Origin of the sequence: Pedobacter sp. Leaf41 (assembly GCF_001422545.1) — a bacterium.
Lineage (GTDB): Bacteria > Bacteroidota > Bacteroidia > Sphingobacteriales > Sphingobacteriaceae > Pedobacter.
Map to the genome: position 1 here is coordinate 1179747 of NZ_LMLE01000001.1, position 21176 is coordinate 1200922.

Genomic DNA, 21176 nt, shown 5'->3' on the forward strand with positions numbered 1-21176 from the left:
GACTTATCACTTACAACCTATAATTTTTTAAATTATTCTCTCTTCAAACCGAATTTTTCAATCTTGCTATACAAATGACTTCTTTGAATATCGATTTCATCAGCAGTTTTTGATACGTTCCAATTGTTTTTTTCCAGTTTAAATTTGATAAATTCCTTCTCCGCATGGTCTTTATAATCTTGAAAATTATTAAAGCTATCGAAAGAAGAAGACATCCCTGACCCATTCGCAGAAAGAGCAATTTGTGTACTCGTTGCCGCACCAATGTTTGTTCCGCCGCCTGGATTGGCGAAAGCACGTACATCATTTTCTGTAATCACCTTATCACTCAAAATAATCAAACGCTCAATCATATTGTGTAACTCACGAACGTTCCCTGTCCAGGGCAAAGCCTGTAATGCAGCCATACCACCTTCGTTAATTTTTTTAACAGGCATGCCATAGTCATTGCAAATATTTTCTAGAAAATTCTGTGCAATCACTGGAATATCATCAGTACGTTCTGTTAAATGAGGTACGTGGATGTTGATTACATTTAAACGGTGGTACAAATCCATACGGAAATTACCATCTTCAATTTCCTTTAATAAATCTTTATTGGTTGCCGCTAAAACACGAACATTAACTTCAATTTCCTTTTCGCCACCAACACGAGAAATCTTATGTTCTTGTAAAGCACGAAGCACTTTAGCTTGAGCAGAAAGGCTCATGTCGCCAATTTCATCTAAGAATAATGTTCCGCCATTTGCTAATTCAAATTTACCAATACGTTGTTTAACAGCTGAAGTAAATGAACCTTTTTCATGGCCAAACAGCTCACTTTCAATTAATTCTGATGGAATTGCAGCGCAGTTCACTTCAATTAACGGGCTGTCAGCACGGTTTGATTTTTCATGTAACCAACGGGCAACCAGCTCTTTACCACTACCATTTGCACCTGTAATTAAAACTCGCGCTTCAGTAGGGGCAACTCGTTCAATCGTTTCTTTAATCTTCGATATACTTTCGGATTCACCTAGAATTTCGCGGGTTTTACTTGCTTTACGTTTTAGTACTTTTGTTTCGGTAACTAAATTTCCACGATCTAAACCATTGCGAACGGTGATCAGTAAACGATTTAAATCTGGTGGTTTTGAAATGAAATCGAAGGCACCTTTTTTACTGGCCTCAATGGCTGTTTCTACAGTTCCGTGACCAGAAATCATGATGAAAGGTAGGTCTGGTTTGATGATTTGTGCCTGTTCGAGCACTTCCATACCGTCCATTTTATTCATCTTGATATCGCAAAGAACCAAGTCGAAATTGGTTTTCTTGATCATTTCAAGGCCGTCGATACCATTATCGATATCTTCAACATCGTAATTTTCGTATTCTAAGATTTCGCGTAGGGTACTTCGAATTGCCCGCTCGTCATCAATAATTAATAGTTTGGCCATTTGATATTCTTATTCTAATTGAAGTGCTAATATATAATTTTAAATTTATGTATAGTTTATTATACAATCAATTTAGCCTATAAACGAGAAATCGTTAAAAAGGTTTTAAGTTTTTTATCGGAAAATAGTAGATAGAAATTTGTTTGGATAATTCAATTGAGGTTAACTTTTTAGCGAAAGGTAAATATGAAGATTCTCAGTTCCGTCAGGTTATTAATGCGATGTTTTTTTAAACAGCGAATTCTAACTCAATAATTTTTCACACTGCATTAAATAAATTTTTGTATTATACAATTGATAGTATTTTTCCGTGAATTCGGTGTCTCCGTGGCAACCGATAGAAATTGATGATAAGAAAATTTAAAGTTTTGGAGCATCACCTTGAACAAATCATAATAGATAGAAGCAGCCTAAATATTCTAGTTTTTGCTTTCAAAAATGAAAAAAATGCAGGTCTATAAGCCGGGTTCTGTTTCCTGATTGCTCAGGATTTCTATCATTAATCCACTATAAACGTTGCCGTTTATCTCTAACGACCTACCCACTAACATCGGACGGGCAGCCCTACATGCGTTAGCCTATTTGGTCTTTCAACTCTCGGGGTTTACAAACCACTGCAGTCGCCTGCAATGCTCGTACGCTCTTACCGCACGTTTTCACCCTTACCTCGATTGCTCGGGGCGGTATATTTTCTGTTGCACTGATCCGTAATTCAGGTTTTCATTCCTGAATTCCTTTCCGTTAGAAAGCGAGATGCCCTGCGTTGCCCGGACTTTCCTCTCTTCCGATAAATCGAAACAGCGATAGAACAACCTGCATTTTGCGCAAATATGGGCTTTTTAAGTCAAATTATTTAAAGAAGTTGATTATTTACAATTTTGTAATTGGGTAGAAACCTGTGAGTAGGGAACAAAACCTTGATTATTCCCGAACGAATTGGTAACAAAAACCATTACCTGAGCCACATCGATGTCTGCCAATTCAGGGAAACCAGGCATTTTTTCCTGGTAATCCTTACCGTGGATGGTCATTTTTTCATCCGTGCCATTTCTAATAATGCAAGCAAGCCGTGTTTTATTGGCTTTTAAAAATACTGAATCGGTAAGTGGAGGAGCGAGCTGACCTAAACCTTCGCCATTTTCACCGTGACAGTTCTGGCATTTTGCTTTGTAAATATCTTTCCCGTTCGACATATAGTTTTGCAAGTCGATAGTTTCTTGGTTTTGGCAAGAAACAATGATGGCAACAATCGAAAGTAAAAAAATGGAATTAATGATGTATTTGCGCATGGATTTTTATTTAATATCAACCACAGATAAGAAAAGATGAACACAGATTTTGTATTGTTATCTGTGCTTATCCTTTTCATCTGCGGTTAAAATTTATTTTTTATACTCTGCTAATAAAACCGGGATGTCTTTTTTCAACTGTTCAACCTGTTCTTCCTTTGTTCCGTCGTAAGCGCCGCGAATCCTTCGGTCTTTGTCAATCAGGACTAAATATCCCTGGTGAATATAACCATCTTTTGCTGTGCTATCTTCGCCAACCGCTACTAGGTAGTTTTTCTCCGCAAGCGTGTACACGCTGTCTTTGCTTCCATAAAGAAATTGCCATTTTGGTCCATCAACACCGAGTTTCTTTGCATATTTTTTAAGTGCCGAAGGTTTATCGTATTTAAAGTCGATGGTGTGTGACACAAACATCACATCCGGGTTGGTTTTAAATTTGTTGTAAACCGTCATCAAGTTACGATGCATGGTGGGGCAAATGGTGGTACATGAGGTGAAGAAAAAATCGGCTACGTAAACTTTTCCATCAGTACTTTTGTTTGTCGTAATCACACTGTCCTGATTAAGAAAAGACCAATTTGGAATGGTTTGATAAACCGTGTCTATCTTTTCAACACCTGCAGCATCTCTAACGGTTTCCGCATGTCGTTCGCCATAAAAAGGAAGTTTCTTTTCTTGCTGACAAGATGAAAATATGGTGATTGATAGCATACAAACGGCTATCGAAGAAATCAATTTATTCATGATGATTTTATTAAAATGTAAATATACAACCTCTATTATAAAGGATGGGATTAATTGTTCTTTTGTTGTCAGTTCAAATCGTTTCCCGCCGATTGAATGAAATGCTTGGTGATTTTGTAAATGGTTTTTGCAAATCTTTCCATCAGCGGGAAAACAATTAGTGCTTATGATTTTTCATTTCTGTGGTTTCTACAGATTTGATATTGTAATTTTTCAAAACCGAATCTGATACCTTTGTTACTTGGATATACTGGTCTTCAATGGCTCTCACTTTAATCATCTGCAATTTGTAGTACGCCATGTTTTCTTGCTCATTTTTACCTTTAAAATCATCTTTAAAGAAATGCATCCAATCCATCATGCGCTCATCAGCTTTGTTTAATTGATTAATCAGGTTAGCCATTTTAAGCGAATCTTCCGCAGATTTGATTTTTCCGCTTTTCAGAATAGAATCCAATTTGATTCTATTTTTCACTACTTTCTCCCCATCCATCATCAACTTGTCGTGAATGTTTAGTACTTCTTTCTTTACCGCATTTGCATCTGGTTCTGTTTTACAAGCAGCGAAAAACAGAAGCGTTAGGCCCAATTGTATTATAATCAATTTTTTCATTTTCGTTTTTTAAAAATTGTAAGTTATTCCTAAATGAACACGTCCAGCGCTCATCGGGTGATCAGTTTTGGCTTCCCAAACGTTTTTCTGTAACCCAGCATTTAAGGCCATGTTTTTGTAGAAAACATCTACACCTACGCCACCCATTAAATTATTCATTACATGTTCTCCGGTTTTAATTCCTTGGTATTTTTCTCCACCAGAATACTCATAAAAAAATTGCGCTGACGGCATTACCTGAACAGTTTTTCCTACTCTTTGGGTATAGAAAATATTTAAGAAACTGGTTGTGCTATTTGCAATCCCCTCATCACGGCTATTGGTTCCGTTTACTTTGTAGGAGGTGTTTAAACTTGCCCCAAACTTTCCTAAACCAACAATATAATTTAAGTATACAAATCCATCTGTACTGCCCGTTCCTCCCTGCATCAGAGATGAATATCGAATTCCTTCGTTATTTTTAAAGTCGTTTTTCCCTGTGGGGAGTTTTACACCGATACCGGCAATTAACTGTTGCTTAAAGTCATTTTCCAGTTGTTGTACAAAGTGATAACCCGTGTAAAGGTTTACATCACCTATGCCAGAGATAGATGAGGTATAACCATTGTATCTTTCGCTATTGGAAACATATGGTAAAATTGCATTAATTTCCAGGCGACTATTCATAAAATATCTACCTCTAAATTCGATTGATCGATATAACTCATAATCTGCCTGATTTCCGGTGTGGCCGGTTATCGGGGCATCTTGCTGCTTTGCGGGGATAAAGAATTTACCTCCGTTAGGAAACAAGGAGTGACCCTGGCCATCATAACCGTTAAAAGAACGATAGCGATAAAGAAGACTAATGCTATTGCGGTTAAAATACGGGGTAATCCCCATAAAACAGCCACAAATGTCGCAGGCGAATGTTTGGCTACCAACCAAAACAAATAGTAGAATTAATATTTTACGATTCACTATATAATGTATTTTTAATAAACTCATTGTCTGTTAATGTTTTTAGAAATGATTTGATTTGATCTTTTTCAGTATCATTTAACATGATTCCGCCTTTCAAACTTTTATCTAGATTCGGGGAATTCTTTACTCCAGAATTATAATGTTCAAGCGCCTCATCCAGATTATAAAATCGGCCATCATGCATGTACGGACTAGTATATTCAATGTTACGTAACGTTGGAACGCGAAATGTTCCAAAGTCGGCAGCAGCACCGGTGATATGCGAACGACCTTCATCTAGACTAACCAAATCCAGGCCATTGCTTCGGTAAGAAAAATCGGTAAAGAGTGGCTCTGCATGGCAGGATGAACATTTTTCTTTAAATAAATTGTAACCTGCCAACTCCGTAGATGTAAAAGTGAAGCCCTTTTCTTTTCGCATTATCTTATCATATTTGGAATTTCCTGATACCAAAACACCCACAAACTGAGCAATCGATTTTAGTACTTTTTGCGAATTGATATCACCAGAGCCAAACGCCTTTTTGAATAATTCGGGATAGGGTTGTGTGTTTTGCAAAAACGAAACAACTGTTTCTAAATCGGTCTTCATCTCACAGGCATCTGTAAAAGCATTTAAGGGAGATGTTTCGAGGTTTTTTACCCCACCATCCCAAAAGAAAGCCTTTTGCCAGGCCAGGTTGAAAAGAGGAGGAGCATTCCTTTTGCCCTGACAGTTATCTACACCATGACTTACTTTGTGATCAAGGTTTGCAAATGCAGCAAACTGCTGGTGGCAACTTCCACACGAAATACTTTTGTCAGCAGATAAACGAGCGTCGTAAAATATTTTTTTACCCAATGCAAAACCCGCATTAGTCAGCTGGTTTTCTTCGAAATTGTATCCCGGCGCTGGGAAATTAGATGGAATAGAAAAGATTATTTTTTTCTCTTCTGGTATAATGTCATCTTCATTTTTGCTGCATGCATACATCAATGCAATGCTTAGAAAAAGCATTGCAAAGACAATTGATTTACGCCACATATTAATTATGGATATGATCTAAACGGAATAACCCTTTAGCATAATTATTCGCTACGATTACTGAATTGGCCCCGCCCATGGTATAATTTAAGGTTGCAAAACTTACATCACTAACGCCTGTAAATAGCGATGCTGCATTTACAATAAAGTGCATATTGGGTTTCGCATCAGTTCTAATTCTTAACGGATTTGCAGCGTTAATTTCTGCTGAAAAAGTTTTAAGGGTATTATTTGGATCGATAACACCACCAATATGGAAGGTGATGGCATTGTTCGCAGCTGTAGACTGGGGAGAAGTTCCTTCCAGTTTTACAAAAATATAACCGCTGTTCCAGGTCCAGAACATGCCGTAAATAGGATCTAATACTCCGGTTTGAGCACCAGCAAAATTCCTGGCATAATCAACGCCAATGGTATATTCAATTCTTGTATAATCTCCTGTCGGAACATCACTTATCGTAACCAATTTCGATGGACTTTTCGATTCATCAATCAGAAAATAACTTTCTGGTATGAGGTAAGTTGTGCCATCAGCTTTGCTTAACTTAATATTGCTGACATAATATTTGAATATGTTGATTTTGAAATCTTCGCCTTTTGCATTTTTGTAGTTGGTTATATTGAGCGCCAAGGCAGCACCATTAACCTGATGTTCGAATTCGATTGTAAAGCTTGACTTTGTATTTGCTGTTATTTCATCGCCGCTTTTTTTGCAAGACGATAAAAGCATAATTGGGCATAATAATGCCAATAGGTATTGATGTAATTTCATTTTTTTTTGAAAACTGGAATAAGTAATTAAATAATTGCTGTCATTCTGAATGCAATGAAGAATCTCTAACGTTTTAGCGGAAACTAGCATTACAGCAGAAGAAAATAATTGTTTTTAGTAATGAGATTCTTCGCAATGCTCAGAAAGACAATAGACTACACCTGCGATGGCAAAGCCGCCGCATAAAAAAGTAAAATTTACTTACACCGTTTTCGGTGGATGAAAAATAGAAACAGAAAGGTTTTTAACTGGTTTTTGGAGATAACCACTTTCTGATTTGATAATGAAGTATGGAATTTGATGATTAATATCGGTAATCTGAAATTTTGGCTCAGCTTCTACAATTCGTTTGAGATTTTCCTGAACTTGTTTGTTTTTGCTATCTAAGTCTTTCAGCTTTTTTGCTAAAAAACATTGTCCATCACAATGCAATTCAGGATGTTCTTTATTGATACAAAATACAGAAGTAATGTATTCTTTGTTCATTTTATAACCCGAATAAACCACTAGTTGCATCGCTCCGTTTGAAACCGAACAAATCACTAAAAGGTATATCAGGATTTTTTTGAACATTGTATTTGCTGCAAAAGTATTAAAGAAAATGATTGAAGCAAAGAAAAGAAAGTCATTTTTGAAAAACGTTGATTGAAATCAACGGCAATGAGTACCTAATAAAATAGGAATCTAGTGAAGCATCTTTCAATTACAAATAACAAGATTATACTAAATGCTATTCCTTAACGTCAGTTTCAACTGACGGGTATAAAAAAACACAGATGAAATTCTTCATCTGTGTTCATCCTTTTTATCTGTGGCTAAAACCTAAGCCTGCAAATCGGCCATTATAGCTTTAATTTTATCACCTAGCTCCTCATTTACTCTAGCAAAATCAGCCCGATCTGCCAATGGTGCATTTACACTGCAATAGAATTTAATTTTCGGCTCGGTACCACTCGGGCGAGCAGAAACGATACTTCCATCTTCTGTAATAAACTGTAAAACATCAGAAGTTGGATAATCCAATTTTGTTACTTTTCCGGTAGTTAAATCAGTTTCCTGGCTCAATTCGTAATCTTTTAACACTGATACCTTAGAACCGCCTAGGGTTGAAGGTGGATTCTCACGGAATTTAACCATCATCGCTTTGATTTCTTCAGCCCCTGTTTTACCTTTTTTAGTCAATGAAACTAAATCTTCTTTATACAAGCCATATTCAACATACATATCTAACAAAGCATTGTATAAACTTGCTCCCTTATCTTTATAGTAGGCCGTCATTTCCGAAATGAAAGCAGCAGAAACAACCGCATCTTTATCGCGAACTAAATCGCCAATCAGGTAGCCATAACTTTCTTCACCACCACCAATAAAATACTTTTTACCTTCTAATTCGGTCATTAACTGACCAATGTATTTAAATCCAGTTAAGGTATTGTAATAAGTAACATCCTTTTTCTTTGCGATTTCTTCAATAAGGTTCGAGGTAACAATTGTTTTCACAATAAACTGATTGCCATCTAATTTACCGCCTTCTTGCCAGGCAGATAAAAGATAATTGATCAATAAACTTCCAGTTTGATTACCATTCAATAATACCCATTCGCCATCATTATCTTTAACAGCGATACCCACGCGATCTGCATCTGGGTCAGTTGCCAAAACTAAATCTGCATCAATCTCTTTAGCTTTGTTCATAGCTAAAGTCAAGGCATCTTTTTCCTCAGGATTTGGATAAACTACCGTCGGGAAATTACCATCAGGTTTACTTTGCTCTTCAACAATGGTTACGTTAGTAAAGCCAAATTGTTCCAATGCTTTTGGTACCAAAGTAATTCCGGTACCATGGATAGGAGAGTACACAATTTTCAAATCGTGTTGTCTTTTAATTGCTTCGGGTGAAATGGAAAGCGCAGTAATTCCATCTAAGTAAAGTTTATCTACAGCCTCGCCAATTAATTCAACATTTGCATCAATGCGATCAAATTTTACTTCGTCGATGCTTTTGATTTTATTTACTTCATCGATAACCAGTTTATCATCCGGAGAGGTGAACTGTCCGCCATCTGCTCCATAAGCTTTGTAGCCATTATATTCTTTAGGATTATGGGAAGCGGTAAGCATTACTCCACTTTTACATCCGAAATGACGGACGGCAAAAGACAACTCAGGAGTTGGTCTTAATGCCTCAAAAAAGTATACATGAATGCCATTTGCTGAAAAAACATCAGCCGTAATTCCTGCAAAGTAATCAGAATTATTTCTGCTATCGTGAGCAATGGCTACGCTGATTTTCTCACCTGGGTATTTATTATTCAAATAATTTGCTAAACCTTGAGTGGCTGTACCAATAGTATATTTATTTATTCGGTTAGAGCCGGCACCCATTATGCCCCGCAAGCCACCTGTACCAAATTCAAGGCTTTTATAAAAAGCATCGGTAAGTTCTGTAGTTGCATTTTTATCTACAAGTTCCTGAATTTCAGACTTTGTTTTATCGTCGTAGTGTCCGCTTAACCACTGATTTATTGTGGTTTGTGTTGATTGATCAATTGATTGCATTGAGCTCTATTTTTAATTTAATATCTGGTGTTGAACAAATTTAATTGGATGAAGTTTTGTTAAAATATCGAAATTTTAATTAATCCAAATTTTATTTTGTTGAGGATGTTGCTTTTAAGCTGCTTTTGTTTATTTTCACGCCCCGATACAATTATAAGAAAATCCAGTATTATAAATGGGCCGATTGTAACTTTTTCACAATAATTGTAAAGTTCAGGCGGCTCATCCGGTTAACCAATTTATAAATAGATGAAAATATTAAAATTTGGGGGTACTTCTGTAGGTAGTCCCGAGCGCATGACGAAATTATTGGATATCATTAATCCAAATGAAGAACAGATTGTGGTTTTATCAGCAGTGTCTGGTACTACAAATAGTTTGGTAGAAATTTCTAATTATTTTTTAGCTGGGGATAAGAAGAAGGGGAGCGAATGTGTTGAAAATTTATATCAAAAATATAAGGATTTTGTAATTGAGTTATTGCCCGCTGCCGATTTTCAGGAGATGGGCAATGAGGTAATTGATTATCATTTCAGCTTTCTAGCTGTTTTAACCAACGATATTTTTACTTCAATTGAAGAGAAAGTTGTTTTGGCTCAAGGCGAATTATTATCGACAACATTATATCATATTTATTTGAAGTCAATCGGTGTCGAATCAGTATTACTTCCAGCATTAGATTTCATGAAGACTGATGAAGACAATGAACCTGATATTCCATTTACAACCAAACATTTAACGCCATTATTAGAAGCAAACAAAGGCAATAAATTGTTCATCACTCAGGGATTTATTTGCCGCAACAGTTTTGGCGAAGTGGATAATTTGCGCCGTGGTGGAAGCGATTATACTGCTTCTTTACTTGGAGCAGCAATTTTAGCCGAAGAAGTTCAAATTTGGACAGACATTGATGGGATGCACAATAATGATCCTCGAATTGTAAAAGGGACCAAACCAATTGCGCAATTATCATTTGATGAGGCTGCAGAATTAGCTTATTTTGGAGCAAAAATTTTACATCCGCAATCTGTTTTTCCGGCACAGAAATATAAAATTCCTGTTCGTTTATTAAATACTATGGAGCCTTCTGCTGCTGGTACTTTGATCACGCATAACAGCGAAAAGGGTAAAATTAAATCAATCGCAGCAAAAGATGGCATCACTGCTATTCGCATTCAATCTAGTCGGATGCTTTTAGCTTACGGTTTTTTACGTCGCGTGTTTGAAGTATTTGAGCGTTACAAAACACCAATTGACATGATCACCACCTCTGAGGTTGCGGTATCGTTAACTATCGATGAGACCGGAAATCTTTCAAAAATTATTGAAGAATTAGAAAGCTTCGGTACAGTTGAAGTGGATACCAACCACAGTATTGTTTGCGTTGTAGGGGATTTCGGCTCAGAAAAACATGGTTTTGCTAGTCGGGTTTTGGAAGGGTTGAAACATATTCCAATTCGTATGATTTCTTATGGAGGAAGCAACTATAATGTTTCGCTACTCATATTGAGCGAATACAAAACTGAAGCTTTAAGAAGTTTGCACAATAGATTATTTGAATAGCAAATAAAACGCACCCATAATAACCAGCAAGCCGACAAGAAAGTGAAAACCTAAAAAGTTTGCTGGTAACAATTGATTTTTGTATTTCTTGTAGGAATTAAATAATCCTAAAGAGATAACTAAAACGACAAAAATGGCTGCAATTATTTTCATTTTCTAATAAAGAATAAGAACAATACAATTAGAATAAGAACAATAGAAAATCTAATTTTCCCATTGTATTGTTTTTGGGTAATGCGTCCATGCTTCAAATCAAGGTAATTGCCCCAATAAATGAGTACAAAAAATAAAATTAAAACGATTATAAGGAATTTGAACATGTTCGCCGATAAAGATATATCAAAGTTTAACAATATAGAAACGCCTTTTTACTATTACGATACGGATTTATTGCAAAAAACGCTAAGCACTTGTGCAGAAGCCGCCGCTCCATATCAATTTCATATTCATTATGCTTTAAAAGCTAACTTCAATTCTGTTTTACTCGAGCAAATTAAACAGATTGGCTTTGGTGCAGATTGTGTAAGTGCCGGAGAGGTGAGAAGAGCTGTTGAAGTCGGTTTCGATCACAAAAAAATCGTATTCGCTGGTGTCGGTAAATCCGATAAAGAAATAAATGAGGCTTTAGATCTTGATATCTTCTGCTTCAATGTAGAATCTATTCAAGAGTTGGAAGTTTTGAATGAGTTAGCAGCTGCAAAAGGCAAGACTGCACAGGTAGCTATCCGTATTAACCCTAATGTAGATGCCCATACCCACCACAACATTACCACAGGTTTAGACGAAAATAAGTTTGGAATCAATTCATGGGATTTACCACAATGTGCGGAAACCTTGAATTTATCTAAAAACCTAAAATTTATTGGAATTCACTTCCATATCGGTTCTCAAATTACCAACCTCGATGTTTATAAAAACCTTTGTGTTCGCGTAAATGAATTCTGTAGTTGGTTTGAAGATAAAGGTTTCGTTGTCGAGATTTTAAACGTCGGTGGTGGTTTAGGTATTGACTATTATAATCCTGATAATCAAATCCCTGACTTTAAATCTTACTTTAAGATATTTAACGATTTTCTGGACGTAAAACCCAATCAGGAAGTTCATTTTGAATTAGGAAGAGCATTGGTTGGCCAATCAGCAGCTTTAATCACCAAAGCATTATATATCAAAAAAGGTAAGAAAAAAAACTTTGTGGTTTTAGATGCCGGAATGACTGAGTTGATGCGTCCTGCCTTATACCAGGCTTACCATAAAATTGAGAATTTGACTCGAGGTAACGGAAATGAAATCAAGTATGATGTCGTAGGGCCCATTTGCGAAAGCACCGATTGCTTTGGCAAAGAAGTGGAGCAACCAGAATCATTTAGAGGCGATATTTTCGCCATCCGCAGTGCTGGCGCTTACGGTGAAGTAATGGCATCAAACTATAATTTAAGAGATGCGATAAGATCTGTCTACAGTAACGAACTATAATTACATATTCGTCATTGCAAGGCACGAAGCGATCTTAATTAGTAGGATATATTACTTCGTACCTTGCAATGACGTTTAACATTATTTCTTTTTCGAGGCCACAAGTACAACTACACCCGCAACTAAAACTATTCCACCAACATACGGCGGCCAGTTTACCGATTTTTCTTTGTCAGCTGATATCTGAATAGGTCCGGCGTCAACTATCTTTTCTTTTTGAGTGTATGAAAATCCAGTCCAAACGAGCATAATCACTCCAATTACAATTAAGATAAGTCCTATAGATTTGTTCATGATATTTTATTTTTAATAGCTGAACAGTAAACCTGAAATTATGTTTTCATTAAAATGAATAGCCTAGTGTAATCTTACCAGAGTTGTTCATTAAATTGGTTCCTGAACCTAAAATTCCGTAAGCATTTTTAATCTTGATAAAAAACGACAAGTCAGTTGCTAAGCCCGTAATTTTATCTTCGCTATAATTAATGTTATTTCTTAAATCAATAGTGCTACCTACAAATAGACGGAAACCATATTGTCTATCGGTATTTTTACGGCCAGACCAAATAATTTCTGTTGAACCACCCGTTGTAAAAAGTGCAGTTTTATCAGAAGCTATCGATAATGGATCGTTTTTACTTCGCACATCTTTTCTGAATGAAGCATAGCTACCAGCCTCATAAACAAAAGCACTTTCCCAATTCAAAATCCGAAATTCTGTATTTCCAGATTTTTCGGCTATTCCAATTGATGTGCGTAAACCGAAACCATAAAATCCTTGATCATGATACGCTTCGATAATCTTTCTTTGAGTGTTTTCGTAACCTCTGGAGGTGCCTCCAAAATATCCGAACCCGCCGTAGGCAAAATTGAAATTCTTAACTACGTGAGACCGATTGTAGTTAATGTAACCCATAGCCATGTCTCCAACATTATAAGGCAGACTGTTGTTGGCGAAACTAGCACTAACGTAATTTTTTACTTTAACACTATCTTCCATCATCGGTTTTGGAAGGTAGGACATGTGGTTTGAACTAGCAGGAGGGGTATAAAAAACCGGCAGATTATTTACAACAACGCCACATGAAGATAATAGTATGGTTGAAAATATCGCAATAAAAATTATGGGATGTTTAGAGAGCTTCATAATTAGATTGAAGAGGGTTAATATGTATTTACAATTTATAAATTTTAGTTTTATTCATCAAAAAAATCAACTAATCCGCCGATAAAATATTCTTCAATTCCTTCTGTGAAATCTTTATAATCTTCTTCTGGGATGTTTGTTTGTTTAAATTCCAACGAAGTTCCCTTTTTATCTTCGTGAAGTTTAATCGTGACGATTGAAGGTTCGGCATCTTCACCGAAGTACCATTGCTGCACAATTTTTTTGTTTGGCTCAAACTCAAGGTTTTTTCCCACGATGTCGCCATCCCAAAATGAAAATTCCGTATCGGGCTTTTCTTCGAATTCAACTTCCGCACCCGTCCACAGTTTGATGCTAATATCTTTTGTAAGTGCTAAATAAACCTCTTCAGGTGAAGCGGGGATGTAAGTGTATTTTTTGTAATCTCTCATTAACTTATATTTTGTATCTGCATTATTTAAAAGCGTTCAGTCCTGTTACATCCATACCTGTAATTAATAAATGGATATCATGCGTTCCTTCATAGGTTACTACCGATTCCAGATTCATCATGTGGCGCATGATAGAATATTCTCCTGTAATACCCATTCCTCCAAGCATCTGACGAGCATTTCTAGCAATATCTAATGCAATCTCTACACTATTTCTTTTTGCCATTGATATTTGTTCGGCTGTTGCTCTGTTTTCACTTTTAAGCACACCTAAACGCCACACTAAAAGCTGCCCTTTAGTAATCTCCGTAACCATTTCGGCTAGTTTTTTCTGCTGCAATTGAAAACCTCCAATTGGTTTTCCAAACTGAATTCTTTCCTTCGAATAACGAAGGGCTGTATCATAACAATCCATTGCTGCCCCTAAGGCACCCCAGGCAATACCATAACGTGCTTGATTTAAGCAACCTAGCGGACCTTTCAAGCCACTTATTTCTGGAAAAACATTTTCTTTTGGAATTTGGACATTATCAAAAACCAACTCGCCAGTAGCTGAAGCTCTCAAGCTCCATTTGTTGTGTGTTTCAGGAGTAGAAAATCCATCCATTCCACGTTCTACAACCATGCCTCGAATTTTACCAGATTCATCTTTTGCCCAAACCACAGCGATATCGGCAAAAGGAGCATTGCTGATCCACATCTTGGCACCATTCAAAATGTAGTGAGATCCTGCATCTTTAATATTGGTAACCATGCCTCCAGGATTTGATCCGTGATCAGGCTCTGTCAAACCAAAACATCCCATCATTTCGCCACTGGCTAATTTTGGTAAATATTTTTTTCGTTGCTCTTCACTTCCATAGGCATAAATAGGATACATCACCAGCGATCCTTGAACAGATGCGGTAGAACGGATTCCGGAATCACCGCGTTCGATCTCCTGCATCAAAATTCCATATGCGGTATAATCCAATCCAGCGCCGCCATATTCTACCGGAATTGTTGGCCCGAAAGCTCCTATATCAGCCAATCCTTTTATTAAATGCTTCGGAAATTCTGCCTTTTGAGCGTAATCTTCTATAATTGGGCTCACTTCCTTCTTAACCCATTCTCTAGCCGACGCTCTAATCAGTTTGTGCTCATCAGTAAGCAACTCATCTAATAGATAATAATCTGGAGCCTCATAAAGGTCTTTGTTCGACGATATACTCATTTGAAATTCTATTATTTGGTTAAGAAATCCGTTTATTTCAAAGGTAACAATTTACCGCAAGGGGCATTATATTCCTGAATAAAAAATTAATTTTGCTACACACAGAAACACACCTATATGAATCATTTCAAACAAACCGTAGCATTAAAGGAAGTTAGTTGTTTTGCATTGCATGGCTGGTATCCGGAAGAACAACTAATTGGAAATCATTTTATTATTGATCTTGAAACTAAATTTACTCCATTAGTTATCGATGATGAGCTTTCCAACACCGTTAATTACGAAGATTTGAATACCATTATATTGTATGAGATGAAGAAGACTCAAAAGCTCTTAGAAACAGTTTTAAATAACATCATATTAAAAGTAATCAAGCTTTATCCTTTTGTTGAAACTATAAACGTGAGTATCAGAAAACTTAATCCACCAATGGAAGGGCAAATTGGGCATTCATTTGTAAAGCTGACTTACAATGCATCAGCTCAGTAACATGGTTAAATCATTTTTGGTGCTAGTCTATTAAGCTAGCTGCAAAAAAAGTTAGGCTATCCATCGCGGATAGCCTTTGCTAACAACAAAACAAATATAAGATAACCAAATCTTGCCTGATTGAGCAGAATCAGGTTTAAGTGCTATGAGATACACTTATCTTCCTAGTGTTGGATTCGAACCAACATTTTAAAGTTTATAAAACCTCAACCTTCCTATCGGTAAACTGGACAATTTTGTTAAACCGGTTTTAAGGATAAAAAATCTTTCATTACAATAATCTCTTCACGATTAATTTTATCTTCATCCCTTATCTGTTTAGTATCGACTACCGTAATTTCGGTATGATATCTAAAATTTGGATAGTCGCTGATTCAGGGATATTGAAAATATCTTGACATATTCTTTGCCTTTAATAGTTTAACATATTTTAGTTATCAATTCAATGTTCAACAAATATATAAATAAGTATATAATATCTATGGATTTAGTAGTTAATTTATTGTGTAATCTGATAACCTTTTGATATATAATAATTTAATTTATTTATTTCTATGATTTATTGGGTTTTATCATATTCAAATTGAAAGAAAAGATTCCATTTTTAATCTTAAAGCCATAGCTTACAGGGCGGAATTAGCTTTACATATACTAAAGCCTGAATTCAATTTCTCAAAAGCTAATTATTTTAAGGATATTTGCATTTTCAAATATTAAAACGATAAGCGTGTCATTAGAAAAATTAAAGCTTAGTAAGCCACTTGTTGCAGCCATGACTGATGCAGGATTTTTAACTCCAAAAGAGATTCAAATCAGAACCATGAGCAGAATTTTAGGTGGACAAGATGTTATTGCGATAGCACCAGAAGGAGCAGGGAAAACAACAACTTATGTTTTAGCTACCTTAATGAAGTTGAAATATGCTTTCGAAGAAGCGCCAAGAGCTTTAATTTTGGTCCCAGATGCAGAACATGTTGATCATGTGTTGGAACAATTCAAGTTATTGAACCGAAATAATACGTTCAGAATTCTTGGAATTGACAGTCGTGGGGCTGTTGAAACACAAATGAATGAGATTACCGATGGTTGCGATATTATTGTTGCTGTGCCAGACAGGGCTCGTGCCTTATATTTGAAACTTGCCCTAAACACCAATAAAATTCAATTATTTATTGTAGATAATGCCGAACTGATTGTTAAAAAGGGATTACAGCTTCCTGTAGTTGAATTGGCAAACAGTGCTTATAAATCTCAGCATGTTGTTTTTACAGAAGTATTTCACGAGAAATTGAATCATATGATTTCTCCTTTTATGAAAGATTCGGCAACAACCATCGAGGTTGATGAAATTGGTGAGCAACAAGCAGAAGTTTATCCGCAGATGTTATACCAGGTCCCAAACTTCCGCACCAAGTTGAACTTGTTAACACTCTTGTTAAATGATACGGAGTTTTTTGATAAAGTAGTGGTGTTTGTAAATACCAGATTAACAGCCCAAACGGTTTATAAAAACTTCAATAATCCAAAAGAAGGCGAAATTAGTATTTACCGTTCTTTGTTTTTTGATGACAAAGGTTACGATGACATTGAAGACTTTAAGGAAAATCCTGATGCGAGAGTTCTTATTGTCGCTAACGAGAATCTAGGGGAGCTAGATATTCAGGGAATTCCATTTATCCTTCATTTAGAATTGCCTGAGCAAAAGGAAACATTAATTCAGCGTATTGTTAAAACAGGAGAAGAGGAAGTGGTTGCGATTACATTTTCTACTGATATAGAACTCGTTGAGATTAAGAAGATTGAACAAGCCATTGGACAGCGGATGGATGTTATGGAGCTCCCTGAAGATCTAAAAATAATGGATGCAACCGCAAAACCAAAGAAAAAGAAAAAAGAGGAAGAAGAGGATGTTACCGAACGTGGTGCCGCATTCCATGAGAAAAAAGCAAGCAATTTAAAGAATTACAATTACAGTGCGGGTACGAAGGCCAAAATGACTTATAAGAATAAAAAAGGTTTATCTTAATTGTAAATCCCCATTGCCAGAGATCTGGCGCCCATGTTATGATATAGATTGCTTCGTGCCTCTCATTGAAGAAAATTTTAAACGCAAAAAGCCCCGATTTTCATCGGGGCTTTTTTATATTATTTTACTATTGACTAGTATAATGTAAATTCTACACGACGGTTTTCTTGACGACCCGCTGCAGTTTTGTTTGTTGAAATTGGTTGATCAGGTCCGTAACCAGTAGCTTCAATTCTTGATGCGTTAGCACCTTGAGATACTAAATAAGCTTTCACTGATTCTGCTCTTTCTTTAGATAAACGTAAGTTTAACTCTCTTCCACCAGTGTTATCTGTGTGACCAGCTAATTTTAAGCTAAAGTTTTTCTCTACTAATAAACCAGCAACTCTGTTTAATGAAGCATAAGATTTAGAACGGATAGTAGATTTACCTAAATCAAACTCTAAGTTTGAAATTGCATCTTTAACAACTTTACGATCTTCTTCAGTAATTACTTTAGTTTCTCTGATAATTTCGCGTTGAACTTTGATTGGGCAGCCAGAACCATCAACTACAGTACCTGTTGGTGTTCCTGGACATTTATCAAATTTGTTTGCTACACCATCATTATCGTCATCAGCTAAATCTTTAGCATATTGCTCTCTATCTCTGGCAGCATTTTGTTCTGCTGTAGATAATGCTCTTCTTAATTCAGCACTTTCTTCTGCACTTTGCTTACGTAAATCGGCAACAGCACTATAGTTTTGCAATTGAGAATTTTCTTTGTTTCCTAAAGCAAACTCTAAACCTGCGTGAGCGTAAGAGAATCTGCTTTCGTTGTAAGCACTTTTAACTGTTGGTGAAGATTTGATAAAATTGATATCATAACCTAAATCGATGTTAATACCTTTAGCAACACCTAATTTAAATCCAACTCCTGTTGGGATAAACCAGCCTTCTCTATCAGCAAAAACTTCTGTAGTTCCAAGTTGCGAATCAGATGACATATAACCAGCACCAGCTTTTACGTATGGAATTAAAACTGCATTTTCAGTATTTAAACTAAAGTTTGCAATGTTTAAAACTGCTGTTAATGATCCAGACCAGTTAATGCTATTTTTCTGCTCTAAGTTTCCGAAAGCGTTAGCTGTTTTAACCTCGCCACGTAAGAAATCTGCTTGCAAGCCTAAAGCTGGCAAAATTTGTTTCTTAACAAATGCACCATAACCAATACTTTTAAATTCTCTTGCATCTACGCTTCCGCCACCTAAGAAAGTGTTTTGGCTTAAGATACCACCATGAGCACCAACGCTCCAGGTTCTTAATGATTGTTTACCGAATCTACTGGTTGTAGTTGGCGTTTCTTGTGCAAATAATTGTGATGATAATCCTAATAAGGCAACCAACATTGTTGATTTTGTAATTCTCGAATTCATTTTTGTTAATTTATAAATAATAGTCTCTTAACAGTTTTTTTATAATACTGTTTGGTTGCCTATAAGAAAAAACCTTGCCAAAAAATGGAAAATAAATCCAACGATCATTAGATCAGCTCATTATGATCGATAAAATAATTCACAAAAATGTTACCTAATAGCCCTTAGCAGGTTAAAAACTGTCTATAATTGTATACAAAGATTAGATTTTGATTAAAAATTGACTTCGCCAGCCCATGGCTCCAGCAAATTTTATAGTCTTAACTTCGCAAAGAAGTCCCAAAATACAATGCCGGCAGAAATTACAATATTAAAAGAGTGTTTGGTTCCAAACTGAGGAATTTCGATACATTCATCAATGCTAGCCATCACTTCATCACTCACGCCATCAACTTCATTACCGAAAATTAGAGCGTATTTTTTATTGGAATCTGGCTGAAACGTATTTAGCATGGTACTATTTTCTGCCTGCTCGATGGCAACAATTTCATAATCTTCGATACGTAATGCATTGATGGCAGATAAAGTGTCAGGATAATAAATCCATTCTACAGATTGTGTTGCGCCTAAAGCAGTTTTTTCGATTTCACGATGTGGAGGCTGCGCCGTAATTCCGCACAAAACAACCTTTTCCAGTGCAAAACCATCTGCTGTACGAAAAACAGAACCGACATTATGCATGCTACGAACATTATCTAAAACCACCACGACTGGAAGTTTCTCTTGCGCTTTAAACGCGATTATATCTGGACGATTGAGTTCGTCTAATTTTAATTTTTTCATTGTATTAACCGCAAATTTGCAGTTTATCTAAAAGATTATCGTTATTGACTTTGTTAAATATTTCAAAGCCTTGTGGGCCCATCTCCAATCTCACTGATGTAAATCGCTGCAGGATAGCCGATTTTACCCACATAATACGCTGTTAAATGTTTGGCAAAATCTTCTTCGTAACCTCTTTCAAGCAAAGCGATGGCGCAACCTCCAAAGCCAGCGCCAGTCATTCGGGCACCAATTACATGATCGTAAGTCAAACAAAAATCAACAACTGCATCCAATTCATCTCCGCTAACCTCGTAAAGCTCCTTCAATGATTTATGCGATGCATACATCAAACGGCCGAATTCTTCTAAATTGCCGTTATTAAGTGCTTTAGCCGCAAGATGAACGCGGTCGTTTTCCTTTACTACATGTGTAGCTCTGTTCAGAATTGTTTCATCATGAATCAAATGACTATGCAACGCAAACTTCTCTGCGTTTAGTTCACACAAATTGTGAAGTGTAATTTCCTCATTCAACAATCTTAAAGCTTCCTGGCATTCTGCAACACGTTCATTATATTTAGAATCAGCCAATTCTCGGGGCTTATTTGTATTGATAATGGCTAAAGAATATTTACCTAAGGCAACATCAACCATTTTGTATTTCAGCGTTTCGCAATCAAGTACAATGGCTTTATCTTTTTCACCAACTGCTACTGCAAACTGATCCATAATTCCAGAGTTCAAACCGATAAAATCATTTTCAACCTTTTTGGCAATTTTGACTAGCTCCAGTTTATCATAGCCCAAATTCAAGTAATCGTTCAATGCAAATGCCGTAGCAATTTCAATTGATGCTGAAGAAGATAGGCCGGATCCGATTGGAATGTTACCGAAAAACAGAAAATCAAATCCATTGATTTCTTTACCATCCTTTAAAAACTCATTGATTATTCCAATAGGGTAGTTGGCCCATAAACTGCCGTTTTTATTATGGATCTTATTGCTCTCTACCTCAACCCGAGTTTCAAAATTTAAACTTTTAAACCTGAATTTGCCATCGTTATTTGAGGCAATAGCAACCCAAGTTCCTAATGTGATGGCGCAAGGCATTACTAGTCCACCATTATAATCTATATGCTCGCCAATCAGGTTGATCCTTCCAGGAGTGAAGTAAACTGCATCAGAATTACGATTATAATTTGCTAAAAAATTTTGCTCAAGTTCGATTTTCATTTGGTTAAAAATATTTATAAAA

At 36.2% G+C, this 21176-nt stretch carries 20 protein-coding genes and 1 other RNA gene; 4 read left to right on the plus strand and 17 right to left on the minus strand.

Annotation, left to right across the window (positions count from 1 at the left end; genetic code table 11):
* Positions 1-32 precede the first annotated feature (32 nt).
* The 10 genes from ASE92_RS05085 to ASE92_RS05125 all read right to left on the minus strand — a co-directional run bounded on the left by ASE92_RS05085 (position 33) and on the right by ASE92_RS05125 (position 9400).
* Positions 33-1436 (minus strand): sigma-54 dependent transcriptional regulator, encoded by a 1404-nt coding sequence (locus tag ASE92_RS05085; protein ID WP_056848964.1) that lies wholly within the window; start codon positions 1434-1436, stop codon positions 33-35.
* A 442-nt stretch (positions 1437-1878) separates the two neighbouring features.
* An RNA gene (rnpB, locus tag ASE92_RS06495) (RNase P RNA component class A) lies at positions 1879-2256 on the minus strand.
* A 46-nt stretch (positions 2257-2302) separates the two neighbouring features.
* Entirely contained in the window at positions 2303-2725 is a 423-nt protein-coding gene (locus tag ASE92_RS05090; RefSeq protein WP_056848965.1) for a cytochrome c, read from the minus strand.
* 93 nt (positions 2726-2818) lie between these two features.
* Positions 2819-3469, minus strand: coding sequence for an SCO family protein (locus ASE92_RS05095; protein ID WP_056848966.1), 651 nt, complete (start codon positions 3467-3469; stop codon positions 2819-2821).
* A 157-nt stretch (positions 3470-3626) separates the two neighbouring features.
* The gene (locus ASE92_RS05100) at positions 3627-4082 is read right to left on the minus strand and encodes a hypothetical protein (RefSeq protein ID WP_056848967.1); all 456 of its coding nucleotides are present in this window, start codon (positions 4080-4082) and stop codon (positions 3627-3629) included.
* 9 nt (positions 4083-4091) lie between these two features.
* Positions 4092-5069: a transporter gene (locus tag ASE92_RS05105; protein WP_082454909.1), complete on the minus strand. Its 978-nt coding sequence runs from the start codon at positions 5067-5069 to the stop codon at positions 4092-4094.
* Entirely contained in the window at positions 5032-6042 is a 1011-nt protein-coding gene (locus tag ASE92_RS05110) for a cytochrome-c peroxidase (protein ID WP_235527281.1), read from the minus strand. Before ASE92_RS05110 ends, ASE92_RS05105 begins: the two co-directional genes overlap by 38 nt.
* Positions 6043-6070: 28 nt before the next feature.
* Positions 6071-6841 carry an MbnP family protein gene (locus ASE92_RS05115; RefSeq protein WP_157255634.1) on the minus strand — a complete coding sequence of 257 codons (771 nt, stop codon included), beginning with the start codon at positions 6839-6841 and terminating at the stop codon, positions 6071-6073.
* Positions 6842-7042: 201 nt separating this feature from the next.
* Positions 7043-7414 carry a hypothetical protein gene (locus tag ASE92_RS05120; RefSeq protein ID WP_056848971.1) on the minus strand — a complete coding sequence of 124 codons (372 nt, stop codon included), beginning with the start codon at positions 7412-7414 and terminating at the stop codon, positions 7043-7045.
* 249 nt (positions 7415-7663) lie between these two features.
* Positions 7664-9400, minus strand: a complete 1737-nt coding sequence (locus ASE92_RS05125) for a phospho-sugar mutase (protein WP_056848972.1) — start codon at positions 9398-9400, stop codon at positions 7664-7666.
* Between the two features lie 249 nt (positions 9401-9649).
* Between ASE92_RS05125 and ASE92_RS05130 the strand changes: the two genes are divergently transcribed.
* Complete coding sequence (locus ASE92_RS05130) at positions 9650-10963, plus strand: aspartate kinase (protein ID WP_056848973.1); 1314 nt, start codon at positions 9650-9652, stop codon at positions 10961-10963.
* A 318-nt stretch (positions 10964-11281) separates the two neighbouring features.
* Positions 11282-12436 (plus strand): diaminopimelate decarboxylase, encoded by a 1155-nt coding sequence (lysA, locus tag ASE92_RS05135; RefSeq protein WP_056848974.1) that lies wholly within the window; start codon positions 11282-11284, stop codon positions 12434-12436.
* A gap of 81 nt (positions 12437-12517) precedes the next feature.
* Here the strand turns inward: lysA and ASE92_RS05140 are convergent, their stop codons facing one another.
* The 4 genes from ASE92_RS05140 to ASE92_RS05155 all read right to left on the minus strand — a co-directional run bounded on the left by ASE92_RS05140 (position 12518) and on the right by ASE92_RS05155 (position 15227).
* Positions 12518-12730 (minus strand): hypothetical protein, encoded by a 213-nt coding sequence (locus ASE92_RS05140; protein WP_056848975.1) that lies wholly within the window; start codon positions 12728-12730, stop codon positions 12518-12520.
* Between the two features lie 49 nt (positions 12731-12779).
* Positions 12780-13460 (minus strand): hypothetical protein, encoded by a 681-nt coding sequence (locus ASE92_RS05145; RefSeq protein WP_056848976.1) that lies wholly within the window; start codon positions 13458-13460, stop codon positions 12780-12782.
* A 173-nt stretch (positions 13461-13633) separates the two neighbouring features.
* The gene (locus ASE92_RS05150; RefSeq protein ID WP_056848977.1) at positions 13634-14014 is read right to left on the minus strand and encodes an SRPBCC domain-containing protein; all 381 of its coding nucleotides are present in this window, start codon (positions 14012-14014) and stop codon (positions 13634-13636) included.
* 22 nt (positions 14015-14036) lie between these two features.
* The gene (locus tag ASE92_RS05155) at positions 14037-15227 is read right to left on the minus strand and encodes an acyl-CoA dehydrogenase family protein (protein WP_056848978.1); all 1191 of its coding nucleotides are present in this window, start codon (positions 15225-15227) and stop codon (positions 14037-14039) included.
* 117 nt (positions 15228-15344) lie between these two features.
* Between ASE92_RS05155 and ASE92_RS05160 the strand changes: the two genes are divergently transcribed.
* Positions 15345-15716, plus strand: a complete 372-nt coding sequence (locus ASE92_RS05160) for a dihydroneopterin aldolase (protein ID WP_056848979.1) — start codon at positions 15345-15347, stop codon at positions 15714-15716.
* A gap of 727 nt (positions 15717-16443) precedes the next feature.
* Positions 16444-17742: a DEAD/DEAH box helicase gene (locus ASE92_RS05165; protein WP_056848980.1), complete on the plus strand. Its 1299-nt coding sequence runs from the start codon at positions 16444-16446 to the stop codon at positions 17740-17742.
* Between the two features lie 134 nt (positions 17743-17876).
* Here ASE92_RS05165 and ASE92_RS05170 read toward each other — a convergent pair whose 3' ends face one another.
* From ASE92_RS05170 to ASE92_RS05180, 3 genes are all read right to left on the minus strand, one after another.
* Positions 17877-19157 (minus strand): OmpA family protein, encoded by a 1281-nt coding sequence (locus ASE92_RS05170; protein WP_056848981.1) that lies wholly within the window; start codon positions 19155-19157, stop codon positions 17877-17879.
* Positions 19158-19409: 252 nt separating this feature from the next.
* Positions 19410-19940: an RNA methyltransferase gene (locus ASE92_RS05175; RefSeq protein ID WP_056848982.1), complete on the minus strand. Its 531-nt coding sequence runs from the start codon at positions 19938-19940 to the stop codon at positions 19410-19412.
* Between the two features lie 62 nt (positions 19941-20002).
* Positions 20003-21154, minus strand: coding sequence for a galactokinase (locus ASE92_RS05180; protein WP_056849295.1), 1152 nt, complete (start codon positions 21152-21154; stop codon positions 20003-20005).
* Positions 21155-21176 lie beyond the last annotated feature (22 nt).

Bases quoted from the DNA above. Each gene is read 5' to 3' on its own strand.
- ASE92_RS05085 (WP_056848964.1), bottom strand. From the start codon at position 1,436: ATGGCCAAACTATTAATTATTGATGACGAGCGGGCAATTCGAAGTACC.
- ASE92_RS05090 (WP_056848965.1), bottom strand. From the start codon at position 2,725: ATGCGCAAATACATCATTAATTCCATTTTTTTACTTTCGATTGTTGCC.
- ASE92_RS05095 (WP_056848966.1), bottom strand. From the start codon at position 3,469: ATGAATAAATTGATTTCTTCGATAGCCGTTTGTATGCTATCAATCACC.
- ASE92_RS05100 (WP_056848967.1), bottom strand. From the start codon at position 4,082: ATGAAAAAATTGATTATAATACAATTGGGCCTAACGCTTCTGTTTTTC.
- ASE92_RS05105 (WP_082454909.1), bottom strand. From the start codon at position 5,069: ATGAGTTTATTAAAAATACATTATATAGTGAATCGTAAAATATTAATT.
- ASE92_RS05110 (WP_235527281.1), bottom strand. From the start codon at position 6,042: ATGCTTTTTCTAAGCATTGCATTGATGTATGCATGCAGCAAAAATGAA.
- ASE92_RS05115 (WP_157255634.1), bottom strand. From the start codon at position 6,841: ATGAAATTACATCAATACCTATTGGCATTATTATGCCCAATTATGCTT.
- ASE92_RS05120 (WP_056848971.1), bottom strand. From the start codon at position 7,414: ATGTTCAAAAAAATCCTGATATACCTTTTAGTGATTTGTTCGGTTTCA.
- ASE92_RS05125 (WP_056848972.1), bottom strand. From the start codon at position 9,400: ATGCAATCAATTGATCAATCAACACAAACCACAATAAATCAGTGGTTA.
- ASE92_RS05130 (WP_056848973.1), top strand. From the start codon at position 9,650: ATGAAAATATTAAAATTTGGGGGTACTTCTGTAGGTAGTCCCGAGCGC.
- lysA (WP_056848974.1), top strand. From the start codon at position 11,282: ATGTTCGCCGATAAAGATATATCAAAGTTTAACAATATAGAAACGCCT.
- ASE92_RS05140 (WP_056848975.1), bottom strand. From the start codon at position 12,730: ATGAACAAATCTATAGGACTTATCTTAATTGTAATTGGAGTGATTATG.
- ASE92_RS05145 (WP_056848976.1), bottom strand. From the start codon at position 13,460: ATGTCCTACCTTCCAAAACCGATGATGGAAGATAGTGTTAAAGTAAAA.
- ASE92_RS05150 (WP_056848977.1), bottom strand. From the start codon at position 14,014: ATGAGAGATTACAAAAAATACACTTACATCCCCGCTTCACCTGAAGAG.
- ASE92_RS05155 (WP_056848978.1), bottom strand. From the start codon at position 15,227: ATGAGTATATCGTCGAACAAAGACCTTTATGAGGCTCCAGATTATTAT.
- ASE92_RS05160 (WP_056848979.1), top strand. From the start codon at position 15,345: ATGAATCATTTCAAACAAACCGTAGCATTAAAGGAAGTTAGTTGTTTT.
- ASE92_RS05170 (WP_056848981.1), bottom strand. From the start codon at position 19,157: ATGAATTCGAGAATTACAAAATCAACAATGTTGGTTGCCTTATTAGGA.
- ASE92_RS05175 (WP_056848982.1), bottom strand. From the start codon at position 19,940: ATGAAAAAATTAAAATTAGACGAACTCAATCGTCCAGATATAATCGCG.
- ASE92_RS05180 (WP_056849295.1), bottom strand. From the start codon at position 21,154: ATGAAAATCGAACTTGAGCAAAATTTTTTAGCAAATTATAATCGTAAT.